General features: G+C 62.4%; 16 protein-coding genes. 5 read left to right on the top strand and 11 right to left on the bottom strand.

Annotated features, from left to right (window positions below):
• Positions 1-68 precede the first annotated feature (68 nt).
• Both creD and PKE98_RS00075 read left to right on the top strand, forming a co-directional pair.
• On the top strand, positions 69-1,448 hold the full coding sequence (gene creD / locus PKE98_RS00080; protein ID WP_271193192.1) for a cell envelope integrity protein CreD: 1,380 nt from the start codon (positions 69-71) through the stop codon (positions 1,446-1,448).
• Between the two features lie 5 nt (positions 1,449-1,453).
• Positions 1,454-1,756: a hypothetical protein gene (locus PKE98_RS00075; RefSeq protein WP_271193191.1), complete on the top strand. Its 303-nt coding sequence runs from the start codon at positions 1,454-1,456 to the stop codon at positions 1,754-1,756.
• 126 nt (positions 1,757-1,882) lie between these two features.
• Here PKE98_RS00075 and PKE98_RS00070 read toward each other — a convergent pair whose 3' ends face one another.
• From PKE98_RS00070 to PKE98_RS00020, 11 genes are all read right to left on the bottom strand, one after another.
• Positions 1,883-2,512: a glutathione S-transferase gene (locus PKE98_RS00070; protein ID WP_271193190.1), complete on the bottom strand. Its 630-nt coding sequence runs from the start codon at positions 2,510-2,512 to the stop codon at positions 1,883-1,885.
• Positions 2,513-2,664: 152 nt separating this feature from the next.
• On the bottom strand, positions 2,665-5,100 hold the full coding sequence (locus PKE98_RS00065; RefSeq protein WP_271193189.1) for a TonB-dependent siderophore receptor: 2,436 nt from the start codon (positions 5,098-5,100) through the stop codon (positions 2,665-2,667).
• A gap of 102 nt (positions 5,101-5,202) precedes the next feature.
• The gene (locus tag PKE98_RS00060; RefSeq protein WP_271193188.1) at positions 5,203-6,174 is read right to left on the bottom strand and encodes a FecR domain-containing protein; all 972 of its coding nucleotides are present in this window, start codon (positions 6,172-6,174) and stop codon (positions 5,203-5,205) included.
• Complete coding sequence (locus PKE98_RS00055) at positions 6,171-6,680, bottom strand: RNA polymerase sigma factor (RefSeq protein WP_271193187.1); 510 nt, start codon at positions 6,678-6,680, stop codon at positions 6,171-6,173. Before PKE98_RS00055 ends, PKE98_RS00060 begins: the two co-directional genes overlap by 4 nt.
• A 123-nt stretch (positions 6,681-6,803) precedes the next feature.
• Positions 6,804-7,460, bottom strand: coding sequence for a 3'-5' exonuclease (locus tag PKE98_RS00050; protein WP_271193927.1), 657 nt, complete (start codon positions 7,458-7,460; stop codon positions 6,804-6,806).
• Between the two features lie 50 nt (positions 7,461-7,510).
• Positions 7,511-9,445, bottom strand: coding sequence for a putative nucleotidyltransferase substrate binding domain-containing protein (locus tag PKE98_RS00045; RefSeq protein ID WP_271193186.1), 1,935 nt, complete (start codon positions 9,443-9,445; stop codon positions 7,511-7,513).
• Positions 9,446-9,655: 210 nt separating this feature from the next.
• Positions 9,656-10,735, bottom strand: coding sequence for a M14 family metallopeptidase (locus PKE98_RS00040; RefSeq protein ID WP_271193185.1), 1,080 nt, complete (start codon positions 10,733-10,735; stop codon positions 9,656-9,658).
• A gap of 112 nt (positions 10,736-10,847) precedes the next feature.
• Complete coding sequence (locus PKE98_RS00035) at positions 10,848-12,158, bottom strand: MFS transporter (protein WP_271193184.1); 1,311 nt, start codon at positions 12,156-12,158, stop codon at positions 10,848-10,850.
• A gap of 198 nt (positions 12,159-12,356) precedes the next feature.
• Complete coding sequence (locus tag PKE98_RS00030) at positions 12,357-13,262, bottom strand: LysR family transcriptional regulator (RefSeq protein ID WP_271193183.1); 906 nt, start codon at positions 13,260-13,262, stop codon at positions 12,357-12,359.
• 181 nt (positions 13,263-13,443) lie between these two features.
• Positions 13,444-14,805 (bottom strand): DUF1329 domain-containing protein, encoded by a 1,362-nt coding sequence (locus PKE98_RS00025; RefSeq protein WP_271193182.1) that lies wholly within the window; start codon positions 14,803-14,805, stop codon positions 13,444-13,446.
• 40 nt (positions 14,806-14,845) lie between these two features.
• Positions 14,846-16,675, bottom strand: coding sequence for a DUF1302 domain-containing protein (locus PKE98_RS00020; RefSeq protein ID WP_271193181.1), 1,830 nt, complete (start codon positions 16,673-16,675; stop codon positions 14,846-14,848).
• Between the two features lie 649 nt (positions 16,676-17,324).
• On the opposite strand from PKE98_RS00020, the gene PKE98_RS00015 reads away from it, so the two are divergent.
• Genes PKE98_RS00015 through PKE98_RS00005 form a run of 3 tightly spaced genes read left to right on the top strand, consistent with a single transcriptional unit; the run spans position 17,325 to position 20,419 of the window.
• Positions 17,325-18,320: an ABC transporter substrate-binding protein gene (locus PKE98_RS00015; RefSeq protein WP_271193180.1), complete on the top strand. Its 996-nt coding sequence runs from the start codon at positions 17,325-17,327 to the stop codon at positions 18,318-18,320.
• 57 nt (positions 18,321-18,377) lie between these two features.
• A complete protein-coding gene (locus PKE98_RS00010; RefSeq protein ID WP_271193179.1) occupies positions 18,378-19,232 on the top strand; it encodes an ABC transporter permease in 855 nt (284 codons plus the stop codon).
• Positions 19,229-20,419, top strand: coding sequence for a quaternary amine ABC transporter ATP-binding protein (locus PKE98_RS00005; RefSeq protein WP_271193178.1), 1,191 nt, complete (start codon positions 19,229-19,231; stop codon positions 20,417-20,419). The genes PKE98_RS00010 and PKE98_RS00005 overlap by 4 nt, the downstream gene beginning before the upstream one ends.
• Positions 20,420-20,523: the final 104 nt, after the last annotated feature.

Raw genomic sequence — 20,523 nt, 5'->3', positions numbered from 1 at the left:
TCGCCCCCTAAAACCCCCACGCCACCTCCCCACACTCTCTCCATCCCAACCACATGGAGAGCACCGCGATGAATCGCAGCCTGGGCATCAAACTCGGGGCCATCGGCCTTCTGATTATCTTGTTGTTAATTCCCCTGTTCATGATCGACGGCCTGATCAGCGAGCGAAAAGCGACGCGCAATGGCGTGCTCACCAACATCGCCCAGAGTTCCAGTTACCGCCAGCAGATCACCGGACCGATTCTGGTGGTGCCGTACCGGCAGAAAACCCGCGAATGGAAAGTCGCCGAAAAAACCGGCGTGCGCTATCAGGAGGAGCACATCGTTACCAGCCGCCTGTACGTGCTGCCGGAGAGCTTCAACCTCAACGGCGAAATCAACACCGAGCTGCGTGCCCGTGGCATCTACCAGGCGCGTTTGTTCAAGAGCGATAACCAGATCAGCGGCCACTTCGAAGTGCCGGCCAACTACGGCATTACCGAAGACTTGGCGGACTACCAGTTCGACGAGCCTTTCCTGGCCGTTGGCATCAGCGATATCCGTGGCATCAGCAACGCCCTCAAGCTTGAGCTCAACGGCCAGAAACTGGATTTCGAGCCGGGCTTTGGCGATGACATGCTGGCCAACGGCGTGCATGCGCCGCTGGGCAAGGTGGACAGCAGCAGAACCCAACAGCTCACGTTCGCTTTCAACCTGAAACTGCAGGGCACCTCCAGCTACAGCGTGGTGCCGATCGGGCGCGACACACAGGTGCAACTGCACTCCGACTGGCCGCACCCGAGCTTTTTCGGGCAGTTGCTGCCCAGCGAGCGCGAGATAACCGCCCAGGGGTTCAACGCCAACTGGCAGACCAGTTTCTTCGCCACCAACATGGAGCAGGTACTGCGCGAATGTGTGAATGACACCGGCTGCAAACGATTCGATGCCCGCTCCTTTGGCGTGAGCTTTGTCGACCCGGTGGACCAGTACCTCAAGACCGACCGCGCAATCAAATACGCCTTGCTGTTTATCGGCCTGACCTTCGCCGGTTTCTTCCTGATGGAAGTGCTCAAACGCCTGGCGGTGCACCCGGTGCAATACGGGTTGGTGGGCTTGGCGCTGGCGTTGTTCTACCTGTTGCTGCTGTCGCTGTCCGAGCACCTGGAGTTCGACCTGGCGTATGGCATTTCAGCCGGTGCCTGTGTGGCGCTGGTGGGCTTTTATGTGTGCCATGTGCTGCACAGCTGGCTACGCGGCGCCGGCTTCACCCTGGGCCTGGGCGGCTTGTACGGCGTGCTCTACGTGTTGCTCAGCGCCGAGGACTACGCGCTGTTGATGGGCTCGCTGCTGGTGTTCGGCCTGCTGGCCTGCGTCATGTTGCTAACCCGCAAACTGGACTGGTATGGCGTGGGCAAGACGCCCGCTGTTGAGCCGCACCTGACCCTTGAACCCGGTTTGCTGGGGGAGTGATGGCCATGCGTATGGTTCTGCAATTGGGCGCCTGCCTGGCGCTGGGGATGTTCGTGGCCTTGCTGATTCTGGTGGGCCTGATGTTTGCCCAGCAGTTCGACGTGATCAAACTGATAACCGTGACCGGCAAACCGGTCGCCCACCTTGCGCTGGTGGTGTTGCCGGAAAGCTTCTGGGTCAGCCTCACCGGCGCCCCGGACGCGGTGGATAACCCCTCGGTGCACTCGTTCCTGCAACTGTGCACCGCCCTTGGCCAGGTGGCGCTACTGGTGGGCGCCGGGCTGTTTCGCGTGAGCCTGGCCAAATGAGCGGGCATGTGGGGTTGCGCGAAGATGCGCGTATCGGCCATCAGTTGGCGCAGCAGATTGCCTTGCTCTTCGTAGGGCGAATATCCCCTCGGGGGATATCCGCCGATACGCGCAATCGACGCCGGATCACGCCGGCGGCTGCGTCGCCAACATGGATGGGCGCTGGCTGACATCGGCATACCAGGCCGCCAGTTTCGGCGCGGATTTGCGCCAGCTCAGCTCGGGCTGGCGAAAATCCAGATAACCCAGGGCACAGGCAATACCAATCGAGGCCACGTCAAAGCGGCTGGGCAATTCGGCGCCAGCCGCTTCTTCGAACTCCGCCAACGCGCGAACAATCTTCGCCTGCTGGCCGGCCAGCCACTCATCCCAGTGTTTTTCCTGCGGGCGGGTGGCGGTTTCGTAGCGAATCAGCACAGCGGCATCCATCACCGCATCGGCCAGGGAGGCCAGGGTCAGCCGCCGCCAGCGGCTGGCACCGTCACGCGGAATCAGCGGTTCGCCGACGTGCTGGTGGTCGAGGTAGTCGACGATCACCCGGCTGTCGTGCAAGAGCGTGCCATCGTCCAGACGCAACGCGGGAATCTTGCCCGCCGGGTTATGGGCGTTGACCGCCGCGCTCGGGCTGGTGGGGCTGAGCAGGACGGTTTCCAGCTCCACGCGCTCACGCTGCCCGGTCTCAAGGAGAACCAGCAGTACCTTGCGCACAAAGGGCGAGGCGGGGTTGTAGAAAAGCTTCATGGTGGCGGTGGACATAGGCGGCTCCTGGGTGGAGTGGGCGATGGGTGTAACCGTACAGGGCTCTGCGGCGGTTGTCTTTTTCCCCCGCTCAAAAGCATCGAGGCTTCAGCTCGATGCTCTAAACAACAAAGCCGCCTCAAGGGCGGCTTTGTTGTGAAGCGGGCGGCTTAGAACTTGTAGTCCACGCTGGCCACTACGCTGCGGCGTTCGCCGTAGTAGCAGTAGGTGCCATCGCAGGTCGACATGTATTCCTTGTCGAACAGGTTCTTCGCGTTCAGGGCCACGCTGGCGCCGTTCAACGAGCTGGCGATGGTGCCCAGGTCGTAATGAATGGCAGCGTCATACACGGTGTAGGAACGGGTGTCGCCGTCCGACTTGCTGCCTACGTACGGCAGGTTGCCGACCGGAATGTTGTGGGTTTCGCCGACATAGCGCACGCCAAAACCGGTTCCAAAGCCTTCCAGGAAACCGTTGTGCCAGGTGTAGTCCGCCCAGGCCGAGGCCTGGTTTTCCGGGGTCAGCGGCAGCGGACGGTTCTTGTCGTCCGGGTCGCCGACTTTGGTCATCTTGCTGTTGGCGTAGGTGTAGGCGGCGGTCAGCTTGAGGTTCTCGTTGACGTTGCCGGTGGCTTCCAGCTCGAAGCCCTTCACGTTCACTTCACCCACCGGGCGGGTTACGCCGAGCGAGTCAGACATCACGATGTTTTTCCGGGTCAGGTCATACACGGCCGCGGTGAACAGCATGTCGCTGCCCGGAGGCTGGTACTTGAGGCCCAGTTCGTATTGCTTGCCGGTGCTTGGCTCGAAGGCCACGCTGCCGTTACCGCCGGCTTCAGCCTGGAACGATTCGGCGTAGGACACGTACGGGGTGAAGCCCGAGTCGAATACGTAGCTCAGCGCCGCGTTGCCGCTGAAGGCGTTGTCGCTACGGTTGTCACTGTTGCCGGTGGTGTAGAAGGTGCTGTCGGTGTTCAGCCAGTCTTGACGGCCGCCCAGGGTCAGGCGCCAGTTATCCAGGGCCATCTGGTCCTGCACGTACAGCCCTTCGCTCTGGCGCTTCTGGTTGTAGTCCTGATAGGCGAAGTAGGCGACCGAGCTGAAGTCCTGGCCGTAAATCGGGTGGATGATGTTGCTGGTCGGCGCTTCACCGTACAGCCACTGGTAGTTGGTGTTGACGCGCTGGTAGTCCAGGCCGATCAGCACAGTGTGGTTGACCACGCCGGTGGCGAAGTCAGCCTGGAAGTTGTTGTCCAGGGCGAACTGGCTGATGTCTTCGTTCACTACGTTGGCGCCACGGCGCACGGTGCCGTCAGGAGAAACAGCCAGGTCCGGAGTGTTCGGCCAGTAGAAACCACCGGCGGTGATGCCTTGGAATTCCAGGTCACTCTTGGTGTAGCGCGCGTTCTGCCGGAACTGCCAGACATCGTTCAAGCGGTGTTCAAACGCGTAACCCAGTGCGTAGTAGGTCTTGTCGTAGAACTCCCACTCGGGGTCGCCCAGGTTCTTGTGGTACTTGATCTCGCCGGCCGGGCTGGTGAGCTTGGTGCCTTGCAGCGGCAGGAACTGGCTGGTGATGCCGGTATCGTCGCGGTTGAACTGGGACAGGAAGGTCAGCTTGGTGTCTTCGTCCATCTTCCAGGTCAGGCTGGGGGCGATGTTGTAGCGCTTGTCGTCGACGTGTTCGATGGTGGTGCCGCTGTCGCGCACCACGCCGCTGACGCGGTACAGCAGGTTGCCCTGCTCATCGAGCGGGCCGGTGCTGTCAAAGCTGATCTGCTTGTGCTGGTAGCTGCCGACTTGCAACTGCACTTCGTTGCTCTGGGTTTCTTCGGGGCGGCGGCTGACCATGTCCACCAGGCCACCCGGCGGGGTTTGGCCATACACGGAGGAGGCCGGGCCGCGCAGAACGGCTACGCGCTCCAGGTCCCAGGTTTCCAGTTTCGGCATGGCGTAGGTGCCTTTGGGCAGCGGCAGGCCATCGAGGAACTGGGTGGGTTCAAAACCACGGATTTTCAGCCATTCGGCACGGCTGTCGCTGCCGTAGCTGCTGGCGACTACGCCCGGCATATAGCGCACGGCATCGTCGATGTTCTGCACGGCGCGGTCTTGCATCTGCTCGCGGGTGGCCACCGAGATGGAACGCGGTGCTTCGTTCAGCGCGGTGTCGGTTTTGGTGCCAGAGGCGGTGCGCTTGGCGGCGTAACCCACGGACGGGCCCCAGGCCGTTTCGGCACTGCCGGTGCCGTCGATGTTGGCTGCTGGCAGCGCCACGCCGTTTTCCGAAGGCAGCGCCTGCACGCTGTAGGTGCCGGCGCTATTGGCCACCAGGGTCAGCCCGGTGCCACGCAGCGCTTGCTGCAGGGCGGTCTGTGCATCGTATTGGCCTTGCACCGGCTGCGCGGTCTTACCGGCAGTCAGGCTGGGGTCGATGCTCAACACCACGCCGGCTTGGCTCGCGATCTGGTTGAGGGTGCTGGCCAGTGGCGCGGCCGGCAGCTGGTAGCTGCGTACGGCGGCGGTGTCGGCGGCAAGCGCGGGCACCGTGGCCAATGCCATGGCGGCGGCCAATAACGTGGGGCGGAACAGGTTGATGGTCTTCGGCATTGCGAGCGGCTCCCAGAAAGGAATTAATCTCAATGCCCCTATGCCGAAGCAAAATCGAAAAGTGATAGGGCTGCGTGAAATTATTTTTCAGCAGCCGCTTTCTCAGGGTTTTTCGGCGACTGGAGCGGGCACTACGCGCGTCCACCAGCCCGCACGGTGCTGGATTTGCACCGGCAGGCTGGGTGGTAAGGCGGCCAGGGCCAGGTCGGTATTTTGCAGCGGGAAGCTGCCGCTGATGCGCAGATCGGCCACCGCCGGGTCGGCGTTGAGAAAGCCCTGGCGGTAGTCGCTCAGTTGGTCGAGCAGGTCGGCCAGGCGCATGTTTTCCACCACCAGCATGCCGTGGGCCCAGGCGTCCGCCGTGGCCGGCGCGGCGCGCACATCGCTCAAGGCGTTGGCGGCCATAAACACCTGCTGGCCTTCGCTGATGATGCGCTCGCCTTCGGCTTGCGCCGGGTGGGCGGCAACGGCGGACTGCAACACGATCAGGCGCGTGCCGGCGTCTTCGTGGCGCACCAGGAAGCGCGTGCCCAGGGCACGCAGCTCGCCGTCGGCGGTGGCAACGATAAAGGGCCTGGCGTCGCCGTGGGCGGTTTCCACCAGAATCTCGCCGCTGCGCAGAAAAATGCGCCGCTGCTGGGTGTTGAAGTCGATATCCAGGGCGCTGCGGCTGTTAAGGCGCACCTTGGTGTGGTCGGGCAATTCCAGGTCGCGCTGCTCGCCGGGCGCGGTGCGCTCGTCTGCCAGCCAGTCGCCCAGCGGTCGGTGCTGGTGCGCCAGGCTCAGGCCCAGTACGCCGGCCAGTAACAGGCCCAGCAGGCCGCCACTGCGCAGCCGGCTTTTGCCGTTGTCGGCGGCACGCACCAGGGCGCGGCGCGCCGGTTGGCTGCTGACCTTGGCCAAATGCTGGTCCAGGCCATTGAGTTGGCCCCAGGCGCGCGCGTGCTCGGCGCTGGCGGCATGCCAGATTTGGAATTCGGCTTTTTCCAGATCGGATGCGCAGCCCGAGCCCAGGCACACCTGCCAACTGATGGCTTCGTCGAGCACCTTGGCGGTGACGCTGCTGCGGTTCATGTCGGCTCGCCGTACAGGGCGATGTAGCACTGGCGCAAGCCCTGGGCCAGGTACTGGCGCACGCGCGGCACGGACACACCCAAACGCTCGGCGATTTCGGCGTGGCCCATGTTGTCGATGCGGTTATACAGGAAGGCGGCGCGGGCATTGCTGGACAAGGTGCTGAGCATGCGGTCGATGGTGCGCAGCGATTCCAGCACCAAAGCCTGTTCTTCAATATCGGGGTGGACGTTTTCCGGCAGCGCCGACAGCTCGTCGAGGTAGGTGCGCTCCAAGGCGCTGCGGCGGAAGTAGTCGATCAGCAGACCTTTGGCGATGGTGGTCAACAGGGCGCGCGGCTCGCGCATTTGCACGGCGTCGGTCTTGCCCAGAATGCGCACGAAGGTGTCTTGGCTCAAGTCTTCAGCGCGGTGCGGGCAGCTCAGGCTTTTGCGCAGCCAGCCGAGCAGCCAATCGCGATGATCGCGATACAGGATGCCCGCCAATTCGTGGTTTGTGCCCGACACAACACTCTCCGCCAAAGAAGAAACAACGCGAAATCGAGAATTATTCGCATATGATTGCAGAGAGTGGCATATCGCCGCAATTGCAGGCGGTCGGTTTATTTTGTGGCCTGCTTTGCAGGTTGGTTACAGAGAAGGCCGCTGCTGGCGCCGTTGCCAGCGCGACAGGGCGTCAGCCAGCGCTGCCGGGCTGTCCAGCCCTTGTTTGCGCGCGCGACTGAACAGAATCAGGGCCAGTTCGGCGGTCACCAGGGCATCGGCGCTGGCGTGGTGGCGCTGGTGCACCTGCAGGCCGAATTGCGCGGTCCAGTCGTCCAGGCCGGCTTGGCGCAAGGTGATTTCCGGGCAGAGCAGCGGCGCCAGGTCGGCCACATCCCAAAAAGGGTGTTCCAGGCTATAGCCCAAGTCGGCCTTCAAGGCTTTGCTTAGCATGTGCTGGTCAAACGGCGCGTGAAAGGCCAGCAACGGTCTGTCGCCGACAAACTGCATAAACGCCAGCAACGCTTCGCCCGGCGCAATGCCGGCGGCTGACGCGCTGGGGGCGATGCCGTGAATCAACACGCTGGCGCTAAGCTTTTGCCCGCTGCGTTGCAGGGTGCACTCGAATTGCTGGGCCAGATCGATGGCGCCGTCTTCGATCACCACCGCACCGATGGACAGCAACTGGTCGCGCTGCATATTCAAACCGCTGGTTTCGAGGTCCAGCACCACAAACCGCTGCTCGCGCAGCGTGGTCTCGCGCCAGGGGCCAGGTTTGGGCAACTGCGTGCAGGCATCTGTCAGTTGCTGATCAACCAGCGGTGCGCTGCGGCGGCGCAGCCAATCGAATGCACTCAAAGCTGATACCTGAGCGCCAGGCTGCTTTGCAGGCGCTGCGCCTGGCGGAACGATTCCCGCAGGATGCGCCGGTCCAGGTGGTTGAGGCTGTCCGGGTCCAGGCGATTTGAATAGCGTTGTTGCTGGCGGGCTTGCTGCTGGTGCTGTTGCATGCGGGTCTGCTGAATAAAGTGATAGGCCTCTTCATAGGCCGCACCATCGAGCGGGTCGATCACCTCTTTGGCAATCAGCTCGCGCAAGCGCTGCAAGGTGTTGCCGGCGCTGATGCCATGGGCCAAAGCGAGCAACCGCGCGCCATCGACAAAGGGCGTCAGGCCCTGCACTTTCAAATCCAGGGTGTGTTTTTCGCTGCCGCTCCTGGCCACCACAAAGTCGCGGAAGCGCCCCACCGGTGGGCGGTTGCGCAGGGCGTTGGCGGCCATCAGGCGCTGGAAAATCTGGTTGTCCGCCACCTCCACCAGAATCTGCTGGCGCAGCACTTCGCAGCCATCCACGGGGCCCCACACCGCGCGCAGGTCGAAATAGATGCTTGAGGCCAGCAGGTTCTCCGGATTGCCATCGCGAATAAAACTGCTGAAGCGTCGCGACCACTCCAGGTGTGACAGACACAGCTGCGGGTTGCTGGCCATGATGCCGCCCTTGCACAGGCTGAAACCGCATTTGTCCAGGCTGTGGTTGATGCGCTCGGCCAGTGGCAGCAGCTTGCCGCGCTTGATCGCGGCGTCTGCCGCGTCGCTGGCTTCGAACAGCATGCCGTTGTCCTGGTCGGTGTGCAGGGTTTGCTCGCGCCGCCCTTCGCTGCCAAAACACAGCCAGGTAAACGGCACGCCCGGATCGCCCACCTGTTCGATACTGAGCTCGATCACCCGGCACACGGTGTGGTCGTTGAGCAGGGTGATGATCTGGGTGATCTGCGTGGACGACGCGCCGTGGGCCAGCATGCGTTCCACCAGTTGATGAATATCGCTGCGCAGCGCTACCAACGTTTCCAGTTTGCTGGCGTGGCTGATAGTGCGCGCCAGGTGCACCAGGTCGACGCGCTGCAACGAAAACAGATCGCGCTCGGACACCACGCCGCGCAGCCGACCCTCTTCAACCAGGCAGACATGGGCAATATGCCGCTCGGTCATGGCGATGGCGGCATCGAAGGCGCTGGCCGTGGCCGGCAGGTGAAAGGGGTTGGCGATCATCACGCTGGCAATCGGCCCGCTGAGGTTTTCACTGCCTTCAGCCACCACCGAACGCAGGTCGCGCAGGGTGAAAATGCCGGTGGGGCGCAGGCCCTCGTCGACAATCACGATGCTGCCCACCTGCTGTTCGTGCATCAGGCGCACGGCGGCGCTGATCGGGGTGTCGGCGCTGCAGGTCACCGGTTGGCGCATGGCCAGTTCCCGCAGCGGCGTGTCCAGTGAATATTGCGCGCCGAGGGTAGCCACTGCCTGGCGCTGAACCTGCTGGTTCACTTGGTCGAGCAGGCTGCTGACGCCACGCAAGGCAAAGTCGCGGAAGGGCGCGGAGAGGGCGAACACCTTGATAAAGGCATCTTTGCCCAGCAACAGGCAGAAGGTGTCTTCGCCGGCCAGGTGTTCCGTGCGGGTGGCGCGTTCGCCGAGCAGCGCCGCGAGCGGGAAACACTCGCCAGTGGTGATCTCGAAGGTGGTTTCAGTGCCGCGCCGCGCGGTGTGCGGACGTTCACCAACCACCAGGCCCTGTTTGACGATATAGAAATGCTGCACCGGCCCGCCGCTGGGCTTGAGAATGCTCTCGCCGGCGCTATAAAAGCGCAGCTGGCAGTGCTCCAGCAGGTAGCCCAGGTGGGCGCTTTCCATTTGATTGAACGGTGGAAATTTCTGCAGGAACTCCATCAAGCCATGGATGTTCTGCTGCACCGCCACCTTGCCCGCCTGGGCGAATTCGTTGGCCTTGCTCATTGCGCGCGTCCGGACCTGGATCGAAAGCCCATAGTCCGGGGAATCGGCGGCAGGGCACATACGACCTAAGTGTAGGTTGGGTTGAGCAAAGCGAAGCCCAACAGGCCGTCCGCAGGAGGGCGCTTGTCGGTCGCGAAAGGGCCGCATTGAGTCGCGTTGGGCTTCGCTGCGCTCAACCCAACCTACGAGATCAAGGGCAAAATGTTCGAATCAGGAATAAAGCCCCGCCAACCCTTGCGCCATCACGTCCCTGGCCTGCTCCAGCACCTGAATTTTCCAGTCATCGGCATCCACGTAAAACGCATCGCGAATCTGCTGTTTGATCTGCTGGTGCTGGGCCAGTGGCGCTTCGGGGTGGTTATACAGCCACTGCTCGGCGCGCAGGGCCGACAGCACCTGTTTGCCCGGCAGGGTGCCGTATTCGAGGGTCACGCCGGTGTATTGCGCTTGTGGGCATTCGGCCATGACGCCGAGGTCGATGGTGCCGTTAAGGTCGGCGGAGGCGGAGTTGCCTTCGGCGGCGTTGGTCACCTGATCACCAAACCAGCGCCGGCAGCGGGCGATGTCCTCGGCGTTCTGCAGGCCTTTGTAGATGCGCTCGCCATGGCCGCGCGGGCCCAGACCCGTGTGCACATCCACCCAGGCCAGGCGCTGGCAACGCTGCCCGTAGGTGCGCAGGATTTCGCGCAGGCGCTGGTTGCTCCAGGTCGGCGCGGTGCCGGCAAAGAACAGGCCCTTGGGGTCGCTGTGCTGCCCGCGGGAGATGCCGGCCTGCAGGCCCATGCGCCCGTAGCGCAGGGCAAAGCTCATCAGCTGGAGGGCGTTGAGTGCGCCCACCGGCCATTTTTTCGGCAGCAGCACGGGGGCCAGGGCGCGGTATTCGGCGTTGTCCGGCAGCGGCTGGCTGAAGTCGATGAAGTTGCGGTTTAGGTCGACGTTCTCGTTGGTCACCCGCCGCAGGTGGGAAAAACCGTAGGGGTTCAGCGCATGGATATAGAGCACCGCCAGGTCGTCGCGCTGGGTCGCGGCAAACCAGGCGTCGTCGTTCAGGCGGTCCACTTGCACACCCGAACCGCAGAAGCCTTCCACGCCGTGGCAGCCGCTGCTCAGCACCAGCAGGTTGGCGGCGTCCGGTTTGCCGTGGAAGGCCACGTCGATAGCCAGTTGTTCGCCATCGCGGCCAGGCAACGGGTGGATATGGGATTCAACGGCCAGACCGCGCCGGGCGCAGCTGTTGAGAAATTGCTGGCGTGCCTGGGTGTAGCTCTGCGAGAAGCAGGAAGGGTTCATCGAGCGTTCCATCCGTAAACAGAAAAGGGCGCGCTGGGCCGCAGCGCGGGCTTGTGGCCCACGCTGAGAATCTGGTTAACCGGCGCTGTCAGGGAGAAGTCGAGCGACCGGGTCAGTGGCTCAACGGTGGCGCTGCGGGCATGGCGTTGGCCTGGCCCTCGCGCCGGGCAAGCAAACGCTTGCGGGTGGTTTCCGGGGTTAGCAGCAGCAAGCCGAGCAGGGCGCAAACCAGCGTGGCGATGCCGAAGCCGTTCACCGACAGCTCGAAGCCACGGGCGATATCGCCACCCAGCCAGGTGATCATCTTGCCCACCGCCCAGGGCGCGAACATGCCGGCAGCGGTCATGCTGCCGACGTGAATGGCGAGCATGGCGCCGCGTTGTTCGTTGGGGGAAATGTGCGCGGTGATGGTCATGCCAAAGGCGAACACCGCGTTGAGCAATACGCAGCCCAGGCTGAAGGCCAACAGCTTGCCGGCCAGGCTGGCGGCGAGGGTGCCCATGGCAATAAAGCCCAGCGCACCGACAATGCAGCACACCATCGGCGGCCAGACCATGCTGCGCTGCAGGTCGGCGCCGTTTTTCAGCGCGCGCTGCGAGAGGCTCGACACCAGCAGGTTGAGGACGATGATGCTCAGCGTGGCGGCGAACATCACATAGCCCGCCTGCATGGCGGTCAGGCCCAGACCCTTTTGCATATACACCGCCGACCAGCTGAACGACAGCGCGTTGGGCAGGTAAGCAAGAAAGCACATCAGCGATATCCACACGAAGGTGCGGTTCAGCAGCAGGTAACGGTACTTGATGAATAGGCCGTCATTGCCCGGTGCGCTGCTGTCGGCGCTGGCCTGCGTGCCTTCGGCGCCGAACGCCAGCCAGCACAACAACCACAGGAAGCTCAGCCCGGCCAGGGTGAGGTAGGCCATGCGCCAACCGAAGTGGCTGATGCAAAACGGCAGGGCGATGGCCCCGAGCAAGCCGCCCAGCATGATCGACACCTGAATCAACGAGGCCGGCAACACCCGCTCGGTGGGGCCGAACCATTTGAAACAGGCGTGCTGCGTAACCGCGGTGCCCGGGCCAGTACCGGCGCCCAGCATCAGGCGGCTGGCGATCAGCGCGTTGAGGCTGCTGGTGAGCGTCACCAGCAGTTGCGAGAGGGTCCAGACCGTGGCCATACCCACCAGAATCCAGCGGCTGGGAAAACGGTTGGCGAGAAAGCCGACCAGGATGCCCGACAGCGAATACAAAAAGAAAAATGCACTGCCGACAAAGCCGAATTGCTCGGGGGTGAGTTTGAGCTCTTCGATGATGTGCACGCCGGCGAAGGCGAAGATGGTCTTGTCCAGCACGCTGATGACCATCACCGCCATCAGCAGGGCGACCACGATCAGGCGTTTGGTTTTGGGGGTGTCAGTGGGCATGGGGCGTCTCTGCTATTCCAGTAGCACTCAGCATGCCGCAGGGCCGCGTGACTGAATAATCACCGATGGGTATGACTATGGTGGTTGGTTATCGCACGGTCAGAAGAGGCTGTTGTAGGGTGTGCTCCGCACACCAGGCGATATCCGAGTAAACGCCGTGGTGCGCATAGCACACCCTACGAAAAGCAGAGCGGCGCGCTATTCGGTCTTCGCGTGCGGGCTTTTGTAGACGTAGATCAGCTCATCGGCCAACGCCTTGGCCTCACGCGTCATCAACTCTGAGTCCCGGCACACCAGGGAAATGTTCATGGGCGGAATGGCTTCGGCAAGGTTCAAAACGGTCAAGGTCTGCATGATGAATTGGGTGCGTTCGAGCACCCGCATCGACCAATAACTCACCGCGTCGCTGCTGGCGGCCAGTTCCGAATAAAGCACCACCGAGGCGCACTCGATTACCCGCTCGGGCAGGGCAACGCCGTGCTCGGCAAACAAGCTGCCGACGCTGGATTGTTCGAGGGAATCCTGCAGCAACCACTCCTGCTCGCTGAGCTCGGCCAGGGAGGTTGAGCCCTCCAGCGGATGACCTTTGCGCACCGCCAATACGGTAGGTTGCTGGTACAGCTCGGTCCAGTGAAACCCATCGGCATTGCGCGCCTGCGGCAGCGAGGTGAGCACCATATCCAGCAGCCCTTCACGCAAGCCCTCCATCAATTTCGACGGGCGCAGCTCGTGGATGTGCACCTGCACTTTGGGGTAGCGCTTGCGGTAGCGGTTCAGGCTGCTGACGAACTGCTGGCTGGGGGTTACCGGCGACACGCCAATGGACAGCTTGCCGTCCATCACGCCTTTGAGGGTGTCGATTTCTTCGCGGGCGCGGCGCACTTCTTCGAGGATCAGCCGCGCGCGTTTGACCAGCCGCTCTCCGTATTCGGTCACCGTAATGCCGCGGTTGGAGCGCACCAGCAGCGGCACGCCAAGCTCGGCTTCCAGCTCTTTGATGCCCTTGGACAACGCCGGTTGAGAGATATGCAGCAGGCGCGAGGCCTCCTGAATACTGCCGCTTTCGCAAATGGCCACAATGGCGCGCAGTTGGTGCAGCTTCATAAGAACATCACTGGTTATCGAGTGGTAAATGTCTGAATTTAAAGCAAAATACGGGCCTTGTGAGTGAGCTTTTGTAGGGTGTGCTCTGCGCACCGTTGCGATTGCTGAAGCATCGCCTGGTGCGCAGAGCACACCCTACAGAAACGGCGGCCATGAAGGCCGCCACGTGTGAAGCGCTGTGTTAGCGAATCCCGGTCGCGCGCAACGCCGACGGGGTGAACTCCTTGCGGCTGAACGGCACGTTGAATTCGTAGGCGTTCTTCTCCTCGTTGCGCAGCGAGTTCACCGAGTAGCGCCCGGACAGCACGTCATAGTGGGTTTCGGCGGCGAAGCTCGGCACTTTGTAGTCGTAGAAGAACATCGCGTGGCCTTCGGACACGCGCCACAGTTGCCCACGGCCGTCGTAGGCATCGGCCTCGGCGGCTTGCCAGCTGTCTTCGTCGATGTAGATATCGCGCTTGGAGTAGATATGCCGTTGGCCCGGCTTCAGGGTCGCCTCCAGGTGCCAGACGCGGTGCAGCTCATAGCGCGCGTAGTCCTGATTGATATGGCCGGGCTTGATGATGTCGGTGTATTTGAGCGCCGGGGATTCCAACTGGTAGCTGTTGTAGGGGATGTACATCTCCTTCTTGCCCACCAGTTTCCAGTCGAAGCGATCAGGCGCGCCGTTGAACAGGTCGAAGTCGTCCAGGGTGCGCATGCCTTCGGCTGCCGGGCTGTCGTAGGCAATTTGCGGGGCGCGGCGCACGCGGCGCTGGCCGGCGTTGTATTGCCAGGCCATGCGCGGTTCCTTCACCTGATTGATGGTTTCATGCACCAGCAGCACGCCACCGGCCAGCCGCGCCGGCTCAAGGAATTCCTCGCGGTAGTAGTTGAGGATATTGGCCATCTCTTGCGGCTGGTAATCGCTCAAACCCTGGGGGAACGCCATCTGCTGCTTGACCACGCTGGGGGTGAAGCTGCCGTTGGTTTGCGGCGAGGCCTGCACCACGATGCGTTTCAGCGTCTCGCCCCGGTAGCGGCCGATATGGTTCCAGATCACTTCCAGACCACTTTGCGGAATCGGGAAGGGCACGGCGCCCGGCTGGTAATTCTCCAGGCCGTTGCCGCCTTCGACCAAGGCCGTGTGGGTGGCATTGACCTTGGCGGATGCCAGGCTCTTGTCCGGCAGAGTCACCGAGCGGTGGGTGGTGTACACCGGAATCTTGTAGGTGTCCGGGTAGCGCTTGAACATCGCCAGTTGCCCGGCGCTGAGTTTGCTGTGGTACTGCGACACGTTCTGCGCGGTGATTACGAACAGCGGTTTTTCATCGGCATAGGGATTGGGCAGAAAGCCGTCGCCATCGACCTTGCCGGTGCTGCTCGGCAAACCGCCGGTGTAGGCCGGAATGCTGCCATCGGCATTGCCGGCGGTTTCGGCGCCCACGGCGGTCAGCGCGCCGCCCAATTGTGCGGCTTGTTCGGTGCTGACAGCGGCCATTACCTGGCCGGCGATCAGGCTCAGGCAGAAGCTGCCGGCCAGAAGAAGGTGTTTATGTGTCATGGAAAAACCTCTTGGGCGAAGCCCTTGAAAACGTGTGGCCTTAAAAACTCACGCCGACGCTGACGGCGAGAAAGTCACGATCGGTGTTGGTGTTGAAGTCGCCGCCGAAGTAGTCGGTGTAACTGACGCTGGCGGTGTACTGGGACATGAAGTCGGCATCCAGGCCCACGCTCACCGACTTGTTGCCTTCGGTGAAGGTCGGGCCGTAGCCCTCTACGTCGTGGGAGAAGGCGACGTTGGGGCGCAGGTTGATGCCGGCAAAGGCGTCGTTGTAGTCCACGCTGGCGCGCAGGCGATAACCCCAGGAGTTGGCGGTGTAAAAGCCCTTGTCGGTGCACTGGTCCGGGTTGGCGGTGTTCAGCACCTTGGTGCACAGCTCGTTGCCGCTCACCAGGCCGATGCCGGGAATGCCCACGGTGCCGGCGCCGCTCAGCTCGCCCATGCCGTACACGCTGCTGCGGCCAAAGCGCAGGTCGGAGCCGTCGCTGGAGCCCAGGTTGCCGATATGGCTGTAACCCACCTCGCCCACCAGCGTGAGGCGGTCGCCGCCCAGCACCTGGTCGAAGGTATGCACGCCACTGATTTGCGCCTGGCTGAACGGCATGCGCTTGTAACCCTGTACCAGGCTGCCGCGCTCGGTGTCGGCCCAATCGTTATCGAACAGCGCCAAGCCTTTGATGTTCAGCAAGGTGGCCAGTGCGCCAACGCCGGCGGTGGTAGACACGTCGGTGCCGTTGAGGCTCATCGGCATATTCGGCCGGTGGCTGATTTCACCCGACAGCGCCGTGCCGTCGGGCGTGGTGGTGGCAAAGCTGATGCCGTACAGGCGCACGTCTTCGGGGTAGGTCAGGTAGTAGCGCGAGGTGGCCTGCCCAGGCGCGCCGCTCAAGCCGGCGAGGCTGGCCTGGCCGACGGTCCACATGCTTTCCGGGGTGCGGCTGTGGATATTCATGGTGTAGAAGCCGAACTCGGTGTCGTTCAGCTCCGGCACCATCCAGCGCACGGCCGCGCCGAACTGGCCGCCATCGCGGGCGTCTTCATCGTCCAGGCGCGGCACGTAACCGTAGGCGCCAGCCACGTCGCGGTCGAAGTCGCTGCCGTAGGTGGTCATGCCGGTATTGCAGCCTTGCGCGGCGGTATCGGCGCCGAAGTAGGTGCCGCAGTTGTCGAGTACGGTCTTTTCCCACTCCAGTTGGTAGAAGGCTTCCACCGACAGGTTGTCGGTCACGCCCTGGGTGACATACAGCATGTTCACCGGAATCAGGCCTTCCTTGATTTCCGCGCCCGGGCGGCGGAAGGCGGCGACGTCGGTGGGGTTGATGCTGTTGATGGAGTTACCGATAAAGGTGCTCTCGCCCCAGCTCACCACCTGCTTGCCGACCCGCACGCTGCCCGGCAGATCGGCGATGTCGTAGTTGTGATAGAGGAAGGCGTCGAGCAACTGCGCGCCGGAAGATTTGGCGGCTGCATCGCGGCCGCTGTCGTCGATGTCATACAGCAGCCGGTGTTCGTCCTTGAGCTCGAAGTCGTACCAGTACTTGCCGCGCAGAAACACGCCGGTATCGCCGTATTTGAGTTCGAGGTCGTGAATGCCCTTGAAGATTTTCGAGAACGTTTCGCCCTTCTTGAAGTTCAGGCGGCCGTCGTCCGAGGTGCGGGTGGACGCGGTGCCGCCGTTGGCCACGCCGATAAATTGCTTGTCCGCGTCGCGCATGCCCCAGCTGGCGCCGATGGACAGGGTGGAATCGAAACGCCCCTCAATTTCCCCGATCTTGAATGTTTCTGCCTGTGCCGGCAGCGCCGCGGCGAGCGCGACTGCCAGTGCCAAAGCGTGGGGATACATAGTCCCTTTGGTTGTTGTGTTCTTCATCCTGCTCTCCGCCAGAACCAGTCAAAGAAGCTGGCGGTTGGCCCGGCCAGCGCAGCCTGAAGGTCAGGTGCCGGGGCATGGTAGGGAGCGGGGGCGGTTCTGCATTCTGAGAAAAACCGATGCCTATAACCAAAGGTGAACTGTTGGTTGGCGAGGCTTCGGAAGGGGGCGTGGGGTGCACCAGAACGAAGCAGTCGTGGCGTGTGGAGGGTGGTGTTCTGCTGTGAGAATCCGGATTCCAGCGTTCGCTGGAATGACGGTGACCTGTCCGAACACCCTCCGTCATTCCAGCGCAGGCTGGAATCCAGAATCTGGAGTGGACGTCCATTTCCCGCAGCCCCCATGAACGGGGCGTATCAGCGTTTTTTCAAAGCCAAAATAAACTTCGTCAATCAAGCGAATCTAGCGGCCAATTTTCAGCAATTAAATGCCCATTTGCTGTGATCGTGTTTTGTCCATTTTTGCCTTCGCCGGTCATTTCCGGTAAGGTGCCCCGCTGCCTGACCCTTGTTTGACCCCAAATTCTGCTTTTGGGGCGCGCCCTCTTTTGCGCCCTTTTCCTGGCGTGGCCCTGCCCACGCTGCTGCGAGTCGCCCTCGGTGACTCATCTTGTGGAGCCTGCTTGGCTCTTGATGTATGGAGACTGACGATGAAGTCCATCACCACCCTGGCGGGTGTCGTGAGCCTTGGCTTATGCACCTTGTCACTACCGGCACTGGCCGCGCCAAAATGCGAGCTGGATAGACCGGTAAAGTTTGGCGGGATGAATTGGGAAACCAACCTGATCATCACCGAGATCGAACGTTTCATCATGAAAGAAGGCTACGGCTGCAAAACCGAAGTCGAGTCTGGCGAAACCCTGACGATGCTGGCTGCCATGCAGCGCGGCGATGTCGATGTAAATAGCGAAATCTGGGCCACCACCATCGGTGTGCCGTGGGAAAAAGCCGTTGCTAGCGGCAAGGTCAAAGCCCTGGGTACCGTGTTCGAAGGCACCGAGGGCTGGTATATCCCGCGCTATGTCGCCGAACGGTTTCCCGACCTGAAGAGCGCCGCCGACCTGCCGAAGTTCAAAGACGAATTCAGCGACCCGGAAGAACCGGAAAAGGGCCGTTTCTACAATTGCCCGGCCGGCTGGAGCTGCGGTGTAAGCACCGCCAACCTGTTCAAGGCGTTGAAGCTTACCGAGAGCTTCACCCTGTTCGGCCCCGGCACCGGCGCCGCGCAAAAAGCCGCGATCACCTCGGCTTACAAGCGCAAACGTAATATCGTTTTCTACTACTGGCAACCGACCACCGTGGTCGGCCAACTGGACCTGGTCAAACTCGACCTGCCGCCGGTTGATGCCGATGCAGCCGCGTGCAACACGCTGCCGACCTGCGCCAATCCCAAGCCCAGCGGCTATCCGCCGACCCCGGTGCTCACCGGCGTGAATACCCGATTCAGCGAGCAAGCACCGCAGTTGGCGACCTTTCTGGGCAAGGTCGCCATCCACCCGGACCAACTCAACAGCCTGCTGTCCTGGTACGAGGAAGAAGGCGCCGAGCCGGAAGAAGCCGCCCAGCGCTTCCTCAGCCAGCACCCGGACGTGTGGAGCCAATGGGTGCCGCCGGCCGTGGCCGAGCAGGTCAAGCAAGCGTTGTAGTCGTTGAGCCCGCCCGGCCACGGCGACGTGGCTGGGCTGCGTAGAGAGTGTATTTTTATGTTCCCCGAGTTATTCCCCGCGCGCGATTTGCGCCATGCCATCGACGCCTTTGTTGAGCAGTTGGTGGTGCGTTATGCCGATGTATTGGAAGCCATGTCCCAACCGGTGTTGCAGGCCCTGGTCTGGCTGGAACACCTGCTGCGCGTAGCACCCTGGTGGTCGATTGTGCTGGCGGTTTTTCTGCTGAGCCTGGCGGTCAGCAGGCGCTTGCTGCTGAGTGTCGGCATGGCCGCGCTGCTGTGTGTCATCGGCCTGGTAGGCCTGTGGGATCGCGGTATGCAAACCCTGGCGCTGATGATCATGGCCACCGGCCTGTCGGTGCTGATCGGCATTCCGATGGGCATCTTTATGGGCCGGGTGAATTGGGCGCGGCGGGTGTTTACGCCGGTGCTGGATGTGATGCAGACCATGCCCAGTTTCGTGTACCTGATTCCGGTGGTGATGCTGTTCGGCCTGGGCAAGATTCCAGCCATCATCGCCACGGTGATCTACGCCGTGCCGCCGGTAATTCGCCTGACCGAACTGGGCATCCGCCTGGTAGATGAAGACGTGCTTGAAGCCTCCCGCGCCTTTGGCGCCAACCCGCGTCAGCAACTGTTGGGCGTGCAACTGCCGCTGGCGCTGCCGAACATCATGGCCGGTATCAACCAGACCACCATGATGGCGCTGTCGATGGTGGTGGTTGCCTCCATGATCGGCGCCCGGGGACTGGGCCAGGAAGTGCTGCTGGGCATCAACCGTCTCGAAGTGGGTCGCGGCCTGTTGGCGGGCCTGGCCATCGTTGCCCTGGCCATCATGTTCGACCGCATCACCCAGGCTTACGGCCAGCGTCAGCAAGGAGTGTCGCAATGAGCAAGATTGAAATCCGTGGTATCTACAAAATTTTCGGCCGCCATGAACAGGCCTGTCTGCAGGCCGTGCAAGGCGGCATGAGCAAGGCTGAGTTGCTGGGCAAGAACGGCCATACGGTTGGGCTGCGCGATATCAGCCTGAGCATCGAGGCGGGCAGCATCTACGTAATCATGGGGTTGTCCGGCTCGGGCAAGTCCACGTTGATTCGCCACTTCAATCGGCTGATCGAACCCACGGCGGGGCAGATCCTGGTCGACGGCCAGGATGTGATGGCCCTCGGTCCGCGTGAGCTTGAGCAGTTCCGCCAGCGCACCATGAGCATGGTGTTCCAACGCTTTGGTTTGTTCCCGCACCGCAATGTGCTGGAGAACGCCGCCTATGGGTTGCAGGTGCAAGGCATGCCCAAGAGCGAGCGCGAAGCCAAGGCGCGGCATTGGCTGGAACAGGTTGGGCTCAAGGGATTTGAAAAGCAGTTCCCCCGGCAGTTGTCCGGCGGTATGCAGCAACGTGTTGGCCTGGCCCGCGCGCTGGCGACCGACGCCGATATTCTGTTGATGGACGAAGCCTTCTCGGCCCTCGACCCGTTGATTCGCCGCGAAATGCAGGACCAGTTGCTGGCGCTGCAAGCCAAGTTGAACAAGACCATCGTGTTTATCACCCACGACCTGGACGAAGCCCTGCGCCTGGGCAACCGCATCGCCATTCTCAAAGATGGCGAGCTGGTGCAGGAAGGCGCGCCGGAAGACATTCTGCTTAACCCGGCCAACGAGTACGTGCAGGCGTTCTTGCAAGACGTGAATCGCGGCAAGGTGCTCACCGCCTCCCATGCGTTGAGCGAGCGCAAGGCGTTGACGTTGACCACCCGTACGGCACCGGCCCGCGCGCTGGAGCGGCTGCAGGAGCGGGCGTTCGATTACGCGCCAGTGCTCGATGGCCGCAACTTGCGCGGCGTGCTCACCCAGAGCGCGGCACAGCGGGCGCTGGAAGCGGGCGCGCGGGATATTGCCGGCTACCTGGATGACGTGGCGTCGGTGCCGGCGAGTACTGGGCTGGACGAGGTGCTGGGGCAGTTGTTGCGTGAGCCGCAGCCGTTGGCCGTGACGGGGGATGATGGCGAGTTTGTCGGCTGGCTGTCGCGCAAGAAGGTTGTGCAACTGGTAAGCCCGGCGCTCGATTCCGCCGCGTAGGGCTTTGGTAGATACCGTCTTGCCCATCAGTGGGCAAGCGCCTTTTGCACATCGAAGGGTTGTCCCGATTTGAGTACACCATAGGCGATGTGCAGCAGCTTGCG

The sequence above is a fragment of the Pseudomonas turukhanskensis genome (assembly GCF_027922365.1).
Taxonomy (GTDB): Bacteria; Pseudomonadota; Gammaproteobacteria; order Pseudomonadales; family Pseudomonadaceae; genus Aquipseudomonas; species Aquipseudomonas turukhanskensis.
Note: the sequence above shows the minus strand (reverse complement) of the source record. Positions and strands in the feature narration are given on the sequence as shown.